The organism is Patescibacteria group bacterium (genome assembly GCA_022563395.1).
GTDB lineage: Bacteria > Patescibacteriota > Minisyncoccia > Minisyncoccales > UBA10102 > 01-FULL-49-22b.
In genome coordinates, this window is sequence record JADFNM010000001.1 from 342,864 (window position 1) to 358,119 (window position 15,256).

The 15,256-nt window shown below is 46.3% G+C and carries 9 protein-coding genes; all 9 read right to left on the reverse strand.

Annotated features, from left to right (window positions below):
• Positions 1–142 precede the first annotated feature (142 nt).
• Entirely contained in the window at positions 143–3,766 is a 3,624-nt protein-coding gene (gene rpoC, locus IH982_02000; protein MCH7828624.1) for a DNA-directed RNA polymerase subunit beta', read from the reverse strand.
• On the reverse strand, positions 3,753–7,046 hold the full coding sequence (gene rpoB, locus IH982_02005; protein MCH7828625.1) for a DNA-directed RNA polymerase subunit beta: 3,294 nt from the start codon (positions 7,044–7,046) through the stop codon (positions 3,753–3,755). Before rpoB ends, rpoC begins: the two co-directional genes overlap by 14 nt.
• A 209-nt stretch (positions 7,047–7,255) precedes the next feature.
• Positions 7,256–9,580 (reverse strand): tetratricopeptide repeat protein, encoded by a 2,325-nt coding sequence (locus tag IH982_02010; GenBank protein MCH7828626.1) that lies wholly within the window; start codon positions 9,578–9,580, stop codon positions 7,256–7,258.
• Positions 9,581–9,804: 224 nt separating this feature from the next.
• Positions 9,805–10,191 carry a YraN family protein gene (locus IH982_02015; protein ID MCH7828627.1) on the reverse strand — a complete coding sequence of 129 codons (387 nt, stop codon included), beginning with the start codon at positions 10,189–10,191 and terminating at the stop codon, positions 9,805–9,807.
• A gap of 61 nt (positions 10,192–10,252) precedes the next feature.
• Positions 10,253–11,788: a YifB family Mg chelatase-like AAA ATPase gene (locus tag IH982_02020; protein MCH7828628.1), complete on the reverse strand. Its 1,536-nt coding sequence runs from the start codon at positions 11,786–11,788 to the stop codon at positions 10,253–10,255.
• Complete coding sequence (dprA, locus tag IH982_02025; GenBank protein ID MCH7828629.1) at positions 11,778–12,746, reverse strand: DNA-protecting protein DprA; 969 nt, start codon at positions 12,744–12,746, stop codon at positions 11,778–11,780. Before dprA ends, IH982_02020 begins: the two co-directional genes overlap by 11 nt.
• Positions 12,716–13,444 (reverse strand): ComF family protein, encoded by a 729-nt coding sequence (locus IH982_02030; GenBank protein MCH7828630.1) that lies wholly within the window; start codon positions 13,442–13,444, stop codon positions 12,716–12,718. Before IH982_02030 ends, dprA begins: the two co-directional genes overlap by 31 nt.
• A 31-nt stretch (positions 13,445–13,475) precedes the next feature.
• Positions 13,476–14,015 carry a transposase gene (locus tag IH982_02035; protein MCH7828631.1) on the reverse strand — a complete coding sequence of 180 codons (540 nt, stop codon included), beginning with the start codon at positions 14,013–14,015 and terminating at the stop codon, positions 13,476–13,478.
• Between the two features lie 573 nt (positions 14,016–14,588).
• On the reverse strand, positions 14,589–15,062 hold the full coding sequence (locus IH982_02040) for a hypothetical protein (protein MCH7828632.1): 474 nt from the start codon (positions 15,060–15,062) through the stop codon (positions 14,589–14,591).
• Positions 15,063–15,256 lie beyond the last annotated feature (194 nt).

The following is a 15,256-nucleotide window of genomic DNA, read 5'->3' on the forward strand; positions in this document are numbered from 1 at the left end:
TACCAAGAATCCCTTATCTATCCAAACTAACATTGTGGAAATCCGTCTTCATAAAAAATCGCCTCCTTGGCGATTTTTTGTTTTGAGATAAACGCATATCTCCTAAATCTCGTTTAAGCATGATTGATTCTATTGAATAATGCTATTTTTTCTTAAATCCGGTGCCGGCTGGAATGAGTTTTCCAATAATTACATTTTCCTTTAAGCCTCGCAGCCGGTCCTCCTTCCCTTCTAAAGCTGCCTTAATTAAAACGCGGGAGGTCTCCTGAAAGGAAGCCGAAGACAGAAAACTGTCTGTGGTTAGGGCAACTTTGGAAATGCCCAGGAGAAGCTGCGCGGCGCTCGCTCTTTTCTTTGTGAGTTTCTTCACCCTGGCATTCTCTTCTAAGAACACGGTCCGTTCTATTACCTCCCCCTCCGTGAATTTGGTGTCTCCTACATTTTTGATGCGAACCCGAGAAAACATCTGACGTGCAATGATCTCAATGTGTTTGTCATGAATAGAAGCACCCTGGGAGGTATAAATGCCCTGCACCTCTCTTACGATATAATTTGCAGTATTTTCTTTCCCGGTTAAGGAGAATACCTCTTGTAAGTCTAGGTGTCCTTCGCAGAGCTGCTGGCCTTGTGTGATCAGGTCTCCAACTTTCACCCACAAAGCTCTCTTTGCTGGAATCTGGTATTCCATAACTCCCGAATCCTGAGATTTGGAACCTGAAACCTGCATGCCAGATTTTTTGGTTTCATGTTTCAGGTTACGCGTTTTATGTTGCTTGTCGTTAATCACTTTAATCCTTACTATTCCTTCTGGAGTCACTTCTTGTACCTGCCCGTCCACTTCAGAGACTACTGCCTTCCCCGAAGGAGTCCTTCCTTCAAAGATTTCCTCCACACGGGGAAGACCCTGGGTAATGTCACCTCCTCCAGCAACTCCTCCTGTGTGAAAGGTTCTCATGGTAAGCTGTGTTCCGGGTTCTCCAATGGATTGCGCGGCCACAATGCCGACTGCAGCTCCAAGTTCAACCTCCTGGTTTCTTCCCAGGTCCCACCCATAGCACTTTTGACATACTCCACGCACTGCCCTGCAAGACAGGGGGGAGCGAACCTGAACTTCAGATACCTTCTCATCTTCCCCTATTTGTTGCGCCATATCCCAATCAATGTATTGCCCCTTTTTAACAATCCCCTTCAGGTCTGTCAAAAACATCCTGCCAGCAAGTTTTAAAGCAATATTCTGCCCAAGTTCTTCTGCTGCAGCTTTTGTAATGGTAATGCCCTCGGTATCCTTACAGTCGCTTAAGGTCACCAACACATCATGAGCAACATCAATCAAGCGCCGAGTCAAATATCCTGCAGTAGATGTTCTCAAGGCGGTGTCTGCGGTTCCCTTTCTTGCACCATGCGTAGAAATAAAGTATTCCAAAACGTTAAACCCTTCCTTAAAGGAACTGATCACGGGCAACTCAATGATACGCCCGGCCGGGTTAATCACCAACCCTTTCATTCCTGCCATCTGAACTGGTTGTGACCAAGACCCCCTTGCCCCAGAGTCAATAATGGAGAACACCGAGCCGCCTTCTGGCAACGCTTTTGGCACGAGTTTCTCTATGCTGGACTTTACCCGCTGCCAGATTTCAATAACCTTGGCAGATCTCTCCTCTTTAGAAAGGAATCCTTTTGCAAAGTGGGAGTCAATGACCTCAACCTCTTTTCTTGCGACGCTAAGCAGTTGTTTTTTCTCTGGCGGCACCAAAAGGTCATCCATACCCCAGGTAACGCCGGACTTGGTTGCATATTTAAATCCCAGCTCCTTTATCTTGTCCAACATCCCGGGAGCTTCTTTGGCAGGATAGTGCTTGATGATGTCTGCTACCAGGCGTTCCATTTTCTTTGCCGTAATCTGCTCGTTCATAAAGGGGAACCCCAAAGGCAGGGACTCATTGAAAATAATCCGTCCCGCTGTGGTTTCAACAAGAGAAATTGCATCGCCTCCCCAGTTTTCTGAGAGCCGGACCTTTATCATCTCTCGCAATTTAACAACCCCGGCTTCCATGGCAAGCATTGCTTCTTCGGGAAACGCAAAATTCTTTTGCTGCCTTACTTGTCCTGAGCTTGTTGGAGGATCCACGCCTGTAAGATAATAACACCCAAGCACCATGTCCTGCCTTGGGCTTGTCACCGGAATGCCTGTGGCGGGCTTGAGCAGATTCCTGTGAGACAGCATAAGGTCTCGTGCCTCTTCTTGCGCTTCCTTGGAAAGCGGGACGTGAACTGCCATCTGGTCTCCATCAAAGTCAGCATTGTAGGCAGAACACACTAAGGGATGTAGGCGGATTGCCGCCCCCTCCACAAGCAGGGGGTAAAAAGCCTGAATTCCCAAACGGTGAAGCGTGGGCGCGCGGTTTAAAAGCACAAGTTTTTCTGAAACAACCTCTTCCAAGATCGCCCATATGTCATCGGTTTCTTGCTCAATCAAACGGTTTGCCCCTCGGACATTAAAAGCAAACTCCCGTTCCAAGATCTTGTGAATGACAAAGGGTTTAAAAAGTTCCAAGGCCATACGCTTTGGCAACCCTACGTTATCAAGATTCATGGTGGGGCCAACTACAATTACCGATCTCCCAGAGTAATCCACGCGCTTTCCCAAAAGGTTCTGACGAAACCTTCCCTGCTTTCCCTTGAGCATATCAGCTAAGGATTTCAACAGGCGTTTTCCCCCGGTGGTAGCCTGGGTCATTTGCCCCTTTCTCATGGAGTTGTCAATTAAGGCGTCCACTGCTTCTTGCAGCATTCGCTTTTCGTTGCGCACAATAACGTCTGGGGCTCCAATATCCAAAAGATACTTTAACCGGTTGTTTCGGTTAATAACCCTGCGGTACAGGTCATTTAAGTCAGAGGAAGCATACCTTCCACCATCCAACTGCACCATGGGACGAAGATCAGGGGGCAGAATAGGCAGGTGCGTTAAAAACATCCACTCGGGTCGAATAGATGACTCAATCATGCCTTGGATGAATCGAAGGCGAAGCAAAAGCTTTCGCTTAGCTTGTATACTTGCCTTTTCTAGGTTCTTTTTTACCTGGCTGAGCAACTTTTTCAAATCCACCTCCTCAAAGATCTTACGCAAAGCTTCCCCTCCAGTTCCCGCCTCAAAGACCTGCCCATATTTTAAAGAAAGGTTCTGGTATTCTAATTCAGAAAGAATTTTCATTGGCTGAAGTCCTCGAAGCTCCTCTTTTGCCCTATCCCGCGCTCCCTTTAGGTCCTGCTTTTCTTTTTCTGTCTGTCCTTTTACCTTTTGTTTGAATTCCGCGTCAATCTCATCAGCAGCTTTTTGTTTCGTTTCTTCATGAACATTGGTAACAATGTAGGAGGCAAAATAGATGACTCGCTCTAAAGACGAGGCCGGAATGTCCAAAACCAAGCCCATGCGGGACGGCAGTCCCCGCAAGAACCAAATATGAGAACAGGGTACGGCAAGCTTGATGTGCCCCATACGCTCTCGCCGAACCGAGGATTTGGTTACCTCAACCCCACACCGGTCGCACACCACGCCTTTGTATCGGATCTTTCGATATTTCCCACAGTAACATTCATAGTCCTTTTCCGGGCCAAAGATGCGCTCGTCAAACAACCCATCCTTTTCCGCCTTCTGGGTTCGGTAATTGATGGTTTCGGGCTTCGTAACCTCCCCAAAAGACCAGGAAAGAATATTATCGGGAGAGGCCAGCTTAATCCGAATCGATTCTAAATCAGTTACCCTCATGGTTCTCTTGGTTATTTCTTGCTTCTCTTTTTTGCTGGGTTTCCTTTAGCTCAATGTTTAGACCTAAAGATCTCAGCTCAGCGACCAACAAGCTAAAGGAAGCAGGGAGGTTTGGGGTCTGAATGGGACTTCCCCGCAAGATACTCTCATAGGTTGAAGCTCTTCCCGGCACATCGTCTGACTTGATGGTAAGCATTTCTTGCAAGGTGTGTGAGGCTCCATATCCTTCCAAGGCCCATACCTCCATTTCCCCGAACCGCTGCCCTCCAAATTGTGCCTTTCCTCCCAGGGGCTGCTGAGTAATCAAAGAATAGGGACCAATGGAACGCATGTGAATCTTGTCTTCCACCATGTGAATTAACTTCATCATGTAAATGTACCCAACCGTAATCTTTTGGGGGAAGGACTCCCCGTCTCGCCCGTCAAACAAGGTCACCTTTCCATCTTCCGGGAGTCCTTGCGTCTTAAGCTCACTTTTAATGTCCTCTTCGGTGGCCCCTGCCAGCCCAGGAGTTATAGCATAGTATCCGCCTTCTTTTGCTGCCCAGCCAAGGTGGGTTTCCAGAATCTGGCCAATGTTCATTCGAGATGCCACGCCAAGAGGGTTTAAAACAATATCCACGGGGGTTCCATCTTCCATGAATGGCATATCCTCTTCTGGCAACACAAAGGAAATAACTCCTTTGTTTCCGTGACGTCCTGCCAGTTTGTCTCCTGGCTGCACCTTTCTTAACTCCGCTACCTCAACATGGATACGCTTTATAATGCCGGGTTCCAGTTTGTGACCCTGGGCCCTTTCAAATATCTTTACATTAACCACTTTTCCTCGTTTTCCATGCGGCATTAACAAAGAACTATCTTTCACGTCACGGGCCTTTTCCCCAAAGATGGCGCGCAACAATCGCTCTTCTGCGGTAAGGTCAGCTTCTCCCTTCGGAGAGATTTTCCCTACCAAAATGTCGTTGGGGCCTACTTCGGCTCCAATGCGAATCACTCCTTCCTCGTCCAAATCTTTGAGTTTCTCCTCTCCAACATTGGGAATGTCTGAAGTGATGACTTCGGGCCCCAGCTTGGTTTCCCTGATGTCAGCTACAAAATCCTCAATGTGAATTGAGGTGAACCGGTCGTCTCGTGCGAGCCGCTCTGAGATGATAATGGCATCCTCGTAGTTCCCTCCATGCCAAGAAATAAAGGCAACCAACAGGTTGGTTCCCAAGGCCAGACGCCCTTGGTCAATGGCGCCTCCGTCTGCAATAACCTGTCCCTTCTTTACTTTGTCTCCAATGTTTACAATAGGACGCTGATGAAAAGAGGTGTACTGGTTAGTCCTGACAAAATTCTTTAAGTTATGAGTTGTAACACGACCATTTTTTGGTTTTAAAGCTATGTGTTTTGCATCAACTTCAACGACCGTGCCATCCTCTTTTGCCATTATGGCAAGCCCTGAATCCTCTGCCACCTTTTCTTCAAGGCCGGTTCCCACCAAAGGGCTTTGAGGACGAAGCAGAGGAACTGCCTGGCGTTGCATGTTGGAACCCATGAGGGCACGGTTTGCATCATCATTTCTCAAAAAAGGAATTAAGCCAGTTGCGATAGAAATGGACTGCTCTGCAGCAACATCAAAAAGGGTGACGGTATCTCTTGCGGCAATGCTGGGCTCCCCCTTTACCCTGGCCTCCACCTTACTTGGGATAATCTTACCATTTTTGTCCAAAGGAGTTCCCGCATGCGCTATAATCTCCTGCTCTTCTTCAAAAGCATTGAGGTATCTTACATCTTTTGTTACCCTTCCTTTCTCTACTAAAAAGTACGGGGTTTCCAAGAACCCATAGGAGTTGAGGCGAGCATAGCTTGCCAGATGCCCCACCAAACCAATGTTGGGACCTTCTGGAGTTTGAATGGGGCAAATTCTTCCATAGTGGGAGGGCTGTACATCTCTGACCTCAAATCCAGCCCTCTCTCTTGTTAATCCGCCAGGCCCGGTTGCTGACACCCTTCTCTTGTGTTCCAGCTCCGCCAAGGGATTTTCGTTGTCCATGAACTGGGTAATCTGAGAAGAAGTGAAAAACTCCTTGATTATAGCCATGACCGGCCTGGGGTTCACCAACTGGACAGGGGTCAGCGTGGCAGAATCCAAGGTAGACATCCGGTCTTTTATAATTCGTTCCATTCTCATAAATCCAACCCGCAACCTATTCTGCAAAAACTCAGCAAAGGTCCTCACCCTTCTGTTCCCCAGGTGGTCAATCTGATCTGGCTGTACCCCTGGTGTATTATTGAGCCGGATGATTTCGCGGAGCACTTCTATCACATCTTCTAACTTCAAAACGCGATCTTCAATGGTAATCTCCTCTCCTGAAACCTGGAGCTTGGAACGTGAAACACTTTTTGTGTTTTGGGTTTCATGTCTCACGCTTTGTGTTTTATGCTTCAACGCTGGCAGACGCTGCAAAGTTTTCCATCTTCCAACCCGGGAAAGATCATATCTCTCAAAATTAAAGAACATATTCCAGATGAGCTCTTTTGCCGTGTCTGGAGTCACGTAGTCACCGGGGCGCAACCTTCGGTAGATTTCCACTAAGGCCTCGCCCTGTCCTTTGCTGGTATCTTTTTTCAGAGTTTCCGTAATGAAACTCACCTCTCCCGTGTCCACGTCTTGAAATGCACTCCGTATGGCCTCTTCGGTCTCCAAGCCAAATGCCTTCAAAAGCGTGGTAACAGGCGCCTTTCTCTTTCTATCAATGCGAACACCAATAAAGCCTGATTTTTCGGTCTCAAACTCCAACCAAGCACCACGATTGGGGATAATTTTTGCACCAAAGATTTTTCTTGTTGCAGTAACGTTCTGCCCGGTAAAGAAAGCTCCAGGGGAGCGGATGAGTTGCGAAATGGCAACCCGCTCCACGCCATTGATAATGAACGTGCCGCGTTCTGTCATTAAAGGAAAGTCAGCTAAAAAAACCTCCTGCTCTTTTTGTTCTTTGGTTTTCAGATTCACCAGGCGAACCTTTACTCGCAAGGAAGCCTCAAAGGAATCATCATTTTCTTTTGCATCTAGGTCTGAGGCGTAGTTTGGCTCTCCTATCTTGAAATCTAAAAACCATAGCTCAAACTCTTTTTTCGTGTGGTCACGAATGGGAGAGATTTCTTGGAGCAGTGCTTTAAAATCTGCAGCCCAAAACTGGTTCCAGCTGTCGTGCTGTACCTGCAAAAGATAGGGCAGTGGGAGGTGAACGCCGGTCTTTGAGAAGTTTTTGAAAGAAGATTGCAGAGCGGGCATGAAAAACAAAGGTCCCTTTTCCCATGCAAAAAAGGGCCTTGCTATAGCTTACTGCTTATATAAAGAAAGGATTCAAGGTTGAGATATTTTTGAAAATATTTAACTAGAAAATATACTACAAGGTATTGCCAAAAATGTCAACCCTTCCTGTCAAGGGGGTCTTTTCCCCAGGTTTTCAACAGGGACTATTGCTCCCCTTCAGGGATTGTTTATTCTTGGATTTCAGGCGGGGTTTCTTGGATGGGGGGCTCTGAAACCTGAATGCCTTCAAGAGCCGGAAGCCCCTGCTCCAGGTTTGCCAAAATCTTCTTTATCTCCTCATTGCTCGGGTTCAATCTTTCCACCTCAGAAAACTCCAGCTTTGCTGCACCTTTATCCCCTTTTGCATCATGCACCAGTCCCAAAATGTATCGTGCGTTGGAGTAATCAGGATTAATCACAATTGCTCGCTCCAGTTCAGATTGGGCTTTGTCCAATTCTTTGCGCTGCCAGTATAAGACTCCCAGCTGAAAGGCCAAACCAATGTCGTTGGGCGAGGCAATGAGTTTTGTTTCCTCCAGCTTTGCCACGGCTTCGTCCGACTTTCCCTGCTGGTCATACACTACGGCAGTCAAAAAGTGGGCAGGGGCATAGTCATTCTTTAACTCCAAGGCCTTTGTAAGATTCTCCAAGGCTTCCTCTAGTACTTTTGCTCTTGTCGCCTCAGCTTCTCCAAGAGCAAGGGTTTGGGCCTGTACAACCTTAGAACGCGCCAACTCAGTCCATGGGAAAGGAGAGGTTGGTTCCAGTTCTGCTGCTTTAAGATAGGATTCCTGTGCCAAGGCTTCTGCTCCCTGAATACCAATAAGGTTCCGGTACACAAATCCCTGTACGTTCCAGTTTGCAACGTTTGCTGGAGCTACCTTAGTCGCAGCCCGCGCAGCTGCTACCGCATTGGATACTGCAACCTGCGTTTGTTGCTGGCGTTCTTCTTGCGTAAGCTCCTGATTGACTGCAATCTGGTTCACCCGTGTAAGGTAGAGCTGGGAAAGATCTCGCCAGTACAAATCCACCGCAGGATTAAGGTTTGCTGCCGACAGAATCTTGCTAATGGCGCCGTCCAGGTCTCCTGTTACAGATGCTCTTGCACCCTTGAGGTACTGAGCTTCTGCCGCATACTTTTGTCCTCCGATAAACAAAAGCCCGAGACCAAAGATTAGAATAATCAAGAATACAAAAGAGGAGCCCAGGGCAAGGAATGGATAGGTGGTAACGCTAAAATGCAAAACTTTTCCCGCTCCCGTAAAGGCGAGGGCGCCAAGCAAGGTCCAGAATAGAAACCACAGCATAAAAGAAGAAGGATAGAAGAATGTAGAAACAATAAGGGCAACCAAAGAAGCAAAGGTTCCCAGACCCAGCATCCACACAAAGTTTTCTTTTTCAAAACGCACTAATGCTTTTGCTCCCATAACTTTTATCGTTCCAAACAGCGCCAATAGTAAAAGTAAGCCAACGGCTCCCTTGGTTACCAGCCAGTTTTGAACCTCAGAGGCACCCGAAGCAAATCGCGTTCCAAAGAACACGGTTTGGTTCAATTCTGCTGGCCGGTACTGAGTATACTGCAAGACAAAGGTTCCGGGTCCCCCACCAAAGAGCGCTCGCTGCTGCAGCGTGCTTTTTGCAACGTTCCAGGTTGCCCCCTGGTTTAGCGAAACCTCAAGCGGCAAGGTTCTTGGGGCTAGAGGAAGCGCCACCTGAAATACCATAAAGAACACGGCCACAATAATTAAGGCCATGGGCAAGGAAACCCACCCAAACTCAGCTTTCTTTCGCATGTTCCACATGCCAAAGGCTAAAAGCACCAAGAGGCCGGCTGTCAGGACTACCCAGGCTGTCTGAAAGTTTAGCAACACAAGCGAGACAAACAGTACGACTGCCACTGCCCAAAGAATCCAGCGCAAGAGCATGTTTGAAGCAAAGGCCAGGACCAGGGCCAAAGGCAAGAGTACTGCTGAAAAAATCGCAACCCCATTCATACTCCCCAAGGTGTTAAAGGTTGCAATCTTTGCAAAGTCAAAGGGAAGAAGATACAGCTGGTAGGCCTGCAGCAAGGTATATAAGACTGCAATGCCAGAAGAAACCAGTAGAGTCAACAGCAAACGAAAGAGATGCTTTGGATCTTCAACTACCTGAAAAACCAGAAAAGAGAACAAAGCAAAGACCGCAAAGGTCAAGAAGTTATCGCTTAAGTTCAAAGGCCAGCCCCAGAAAGAAGCTGCGACCCATCGGGACAGCAAAGTGGAAATGCCAATGCCGAGAAGCAACAGGGCAACGGGGATATACAGAAAGGATACCCTCAGACGAATCTCTCCTTGGCTCACTACCTTAGCTAACCAGGCAACCAAACCAACAAATACCAGCATCACCAGCAAAGCCTGCTTTTGATACACAAGAACATTTTGAGTCAGGGGCAAAAACCACAAAGGCAGCAAGAACACCGTTGCATACAAACTTCCTTTTGCGACCTTATCTAATATTGAAATGGACTGCATCATAGATATGAAATAAAGAAACTAGTTAATTGTTATTTATACCTTGCTTTCCCAACCCTTGCAACTTTTGTAAAACTTGCCTGGCTGTCGGGGTTTAACTCAAAGACCCTTTCAAACTGCAAAATTGCCTCTTGCGCTTCAACTACATTATAACAACAGCCGTCCTAGTTGAAAAGAGCTCCCCACATGTACGGGATAATGAAGTCTAGTAACTCTCCCATAATTTCCTAGTCTTCAACAATATTCTCATAGTGGTCTATGCGCCGCAATCCTTCATTTTCATCTATCACTAAGCACATAGCATCTATACGATAAGGGCCGTTATGTTTTTTTCGATGAATGTATGCTGCCGCGTTTCGCTTTAATCTCATGCGTTTTTTATAATCAATAGTTTCTTCTGGGGTTCCATAATGCTCGCGGCGTTTGGTGCGTACTTCCACGAATACGAGGGTACTTTTGCTGCGTCCGCAAAGGCCCCGGCGAAGGTGGGCAATGATATCAATTTCTGCCCTCTTTGTCCTGTAATTTTGTTCAATAATCTTATATCCCTTGTTCTCTAAATACTTTCTTGCAATCTCCTCCCCTTCCTTTCCTATAGTATTGTGTTTTGCCATGAGTCTTTGTCTTAATCTCGTTTAGTTATCCACACCTAAACGAGATTTAAGCAAACTCAACTTAATAGATTTCGTAGGACTTGGGACGGTACTGCAAAGCTTCTGCCATATGACCTTTCTCAATCTGTTCTGTTCCCGCCAGGTCTGCTATACTGCGAGCAATTTTTATCATTTTCATGTATGATCTGGCCGAAAGCTGATACTGAAGCGCTGCTCTTGCTAACACTTGTTCTGCTTCTTTTGTAAAGTTGGCATATTTTTTAATATGTGTATTTTTCATCTCGGCGTTGGCATAGATAGGTTCTTTAAAGAATCTCCTTTCTTGCAGTCTTCTTACCTTTGTGATGCGCTCACGAACACTCCCTGAATCCTCTGTAGTGCTTAAAGCTCGTTGATTATCACCAAACTCTTTCACATCAACCTCTGGCACCTCAACATGCAAATCAATGCGGTCCAAAAGAGGCCCGGAAACTCGTTTTCTATATTTCTTTACCTCTCTTGGAGTACACACACAGGGCTTTTGGGGATGGTTGAGGTATCCGCACGGGCAAGGATTGCAAGATGCCACCAACATAAAGCGGCAAGGGTAGGTTACCCGCTCACGAGATCGTGAAATCGTAAGCATGCCGTCTTCCACGGGCTGGCGAAGTCCTTCCAATACAGATCGGGGAAACTCGTTAAACTCGTCTAAGAATAAAACTCCTCGATGTGCCAAGCTTACCTCGCCTGGCTGGGGTTTTTGACCACCTCCAATTAAGCCAACTTGAGAAACGCTGTGATGAGGAGAACGAAAAGGTCGTGTGGTAATAAGCGATCCTCGGGGAGGAATAGACCCCGCAATAGAATAGATTTTTGTGACCTCAAGAGACTCTTCTTCGTTCAATTTTGGCAGAATCCCTGGCAGGGCCCGTGCCAGCATGGTTTTCCCCGAACCAGGGCTTCCTATCATTAATATATTGTGGCCACCCGCTGCAGCTATCTCAATGGCGCGTTTTGCGGTTTCCTGCCCAAGAATTTCTGCCATGTCAAACTCAATATCTTCCTTAAAATTCTCTTCTTTCTCTTCATACGAAACCGGCTTTAAAAAAGATTTCCCTAAAAGAAGTGCAGCTATCTCGGTAAGACTTTCTATCCCGTATACGTTTACGCCTCGAATAATGGCGGCCTCGTTTGCAGATTCTGCTGGCACAAAAACATTTTGGAGCCCGTGCTCTTTTGCAAAAAGTGCCATAAGTACAGCCCCTTTTGTATGGCGCAGTTTTCCATCTAAAGAAAGTTCTCCTAAAAATAGACTATCCTTGGGAACCTCATACTGCAGAACTGAGGCCATAATACCCACAGCTATTGGCAGGTCATACAAAGAACCTTCTTTGGGAATGTCGGCTGGCGCCAAATTCACCGTAATCTTTCTTTGAGGAAACTCAATTCTTGAATTGCCAATGGCAGCCCTCACCCTTTCCTTGCTCTCTTGAACCGCCTTGTCTGGCAGCCCCACAATGTCAAAACCCGGCAATCCTCTGTTAGAAACACTCACCTCAATATCAACCCCGAGAGCCTCCAGACCAGAATTTGCCGCAGATTGTACTTTAAATAACATGAAACTTGCCCTGCTCTTTTGTAATATGTCCTTTTAGTTGCAGCATCGAAATTGCAGCCCCCAGCTGTGCAGCCGGTATCTCAAGCTTTCTGGTAAGTGTGTCAATCTCCATCGCCTCCTTTTTAAGTTGTTCAACAATCTTTTGTTCCAATTCTCCTTCTACTTCTTCTAAGCGAGGTTTGCCCAAACGAGATTTAGGAGCTCCTAAATCTCGTTTAGGCAAACCATAATACTGCAGAATATCTTGTGCACTACTCACCAAAGTTGCACCTTCTTTGAGAAGCTGCGTCACTCCTTGAGAAACAGCACTCGTAAGTGGATTTGGCACGGCAAATACCTTTCTTCCATACTTTTTTGCAAGGTTTGCGGTAATTAAGGCACCGCTGTCCTCACCTGCCTCCACCACAAGCGTTGCTTTTGATAACCCGGCAACAATGCGGTTCCGTCTAGGAAACGTCCAAGAAATTGCAGGGTGAGTGTCTTCGTACTCTGAGATTATCAAACCTCCTGTATCTAGAATTTCTTGATATAAATCTGCCTGGTACTCCGGATATACCACATCAATACCGCAAGGCATCACGGCAATGGTTTTGCCTTCGGCCTTCACCGCTGCCTTGTGAGCCTCAGCATCAATGCCATACATAAACCCAGAAACAATGGTTACTCCTGCCGCCGCCACTTCTCCCACAATCTGTTCTGTCATGTGCCTTCCGTAGCCTGTCATTCTGCGCGTCCCAACCACCGCTAAGCACCTGTCAAAAATCTCGGGGTCCCAGTTTCCCTTGTAATACAGCTGCTTTGGCGCATCCCCAATACTTTTGAGTACCTTTGGATACTTGGAATTTCCCTTTTCAATTACACCTCCCATGTTTTTAAAACTCGCATACCTCCTTAATGAAATTAAGGATTCCTTAATTTCATTAAGTTTTATGGGGTGCGGGCTATAGTAAAGCCCCACACTTCTTTTACGCCTGCTTTTTTCAAAGCCCTGCAGCACTCTTTCATTGTGGCTCCCGTGGTCCACACGTCATCTATCAAAACCACCCTCTCAATCCCAGTTCCACTAGGACTGGCTATTAATTCAAACGTACCCTTTACGCTATGGAGCCGCTCTTCTTTGGTAAGATCTACCTGGGGCTTTGTGTCTTGTATTTTTTCTAACGTCCCGCGCACCTCTTTTTGTGCCAACTTTGCAACCTCTCTTGCGAATACTGCTGCTTGATTAAATCCGCGCTTCCTCTCCTTTTTTCTGTACATGGGCACGTATGTTACAAAAACGTTTTCTGAGAACAAAAATGAGAGAAATGCCCCAAATCGCTTCTCGTCTTTTATCATTGTTTCAAAGGCGTGCCTTGTAGTCTCCTCCACAGCATGGGTAACGCCAGCATACTTCACATAATGCAGCAAACTTTTCATGAGCCCTTCGTATTCCCACACACTTGCCAATCCCTCCAACCCATACATGGCTCTGCAGGCATGATGCCGCTCTCCTCCAAAGCTTGACTGCTGGCACGCCGGGCAAATCAACGCAACCTCACCCACAAAACCCTCGCACCTGGCACACATATATTTCCCTTCCTTCCCGCAACCCATGCAGGTTGCGGGAAATAATGCATCCAGCATACCACTCTTCACTTTTTCTAGAATTGTCATCATATTCCTTCCTTCGTATATCTCCTTAATGAAATTACTCTAAAAACAGCTCATTCATCGCTCCCAGCCCCTTCTTTCCAAGAAGAATATCGCGCGCAAAGTCACGATATTGCTTTGGGCTGGAAAACAAATCTTCTGCAATTCCTTTCTCCACAATAATAGAATCCCGCTTCCCCAAGTATTCTTGGTGAGTACTCCAGGGATATTCTTTCGCAAATTTCAATATCCCCTCTACATCCTGGGTACCCTGTTCTTTCAACATCGGCTCAATCTCCTGCCCGGGATTAATTACATTTATATATACAAGCAAATACTGAAGCTGCGTGTCTCTGTCTACCATCACTGCCTTAAACACACCTTGGAACAATGAACCTACTCGTTCGTATTTTGTATTGAAATATTTTGTATATCCCACTCCAAGTTTCTGCATAAATTTTGAAATGCCGTCTTCTTGTATCTCCTCTAAAAGAAGGTGGAAATGGTTTGGCTTTAAGCAATCGGCCATAATACGCACTAGGGGTCTTCGTTCTACCCCCTCTTGTTTCATGTAGTCGCGTAAAATACCAAAGTGCATTTTGCCTTTTTCTTGCTCGAGTCGATACAGCAAATTGAGCGAACCGCCCTCATCGTTAAAAAGATAGAGTCCCTGAAGAAATCTCTAGCGATCTCCATCGCTCAGAAAGATTTCACGCTTTTCAACGCCTCTATTGTATACATGATAAATTTTCCCTTTTTCAAATTTTACTCTTGCCATTTTCTTATGCTTAAACGTTTCTTATGCTTAAACGAGATTTAGGAAGTATCTCTAATTATAACCCCACACGCAAAAATTTTACTATTGCTTAAATCTCGTTTAGGTGTGGATAACTAAATTCCATCTGGGGGATACTCGGTGTGCTTAAATCTCGTTTAAGCAACCTTGGTTTATCTGAAGTATTTATCTGAAGGAGGGATCTACATCATCTATTGCTGTAGCTCCTGCATCTATAGTAGAAAGTTCCCTGCTCAATCTCCACCAAACTTAGTCCGACTAACGCCCCCACTATACCCGCTCGTTACTTTCACGCCGGTGTTATCACCAGTAAGACGGTCGACATATCCAAGAGTGGAGGAAAGAGAAACCTTAAACTTACCGGCATCACTCTGGTCAACGCCAATCGCCCAAGTCCTGGAAACTGTCTGCAAGTTCACGGCCCAACTCATACCAGGTGTCCTTGCCAAAAGCCATTCCAAAAGACAAGAGAAGCACAATTGCTATTACTGCAATACCAAATCGAAAAGCAGCAAACGGACTCGGGGGGTGATAAACATCCCCCGCCCCGTGTTCATCACGGGGTGAGCCCGTCAACTCTTCTCCGGAAAATAGTTCTGCTGGAAGATTTTCTGGGGGTTCAGGCAAACTGCTTTGCCTAGGGCTTTTATCCCTGCCATTTTGATACAGGTCAGCATTATCCACATATTCATCAAGCCAGTGTTTGGTAGTAACCCAGTTTCTTCCCAGCTTTATCGCTTTCAGTTTTCCCTGCCGAGCACGCAAGCTTAAATACTCTTGCGAATAGCTGCAGAGTTCTGATGCCTTTTGCAAAGAAAGGTATTCAATTTGTGTGTCTTTTCTGTGCATAACCTGTGGGCTAGCTTGGGGGAAAAAGGTGTACAAAATGTTGTCTTGACAAACATGGAGAAACTATCGGGGGCTTTTCTATTTTCCTGCCTGTTTAAAGCCAGTGACAAAGAACATCTTGAATATGTTATTACATTATCCGCGAAACAAAAACTTCCGTCAAGAGAAGATATGTGGATAACCGATATAGCCCC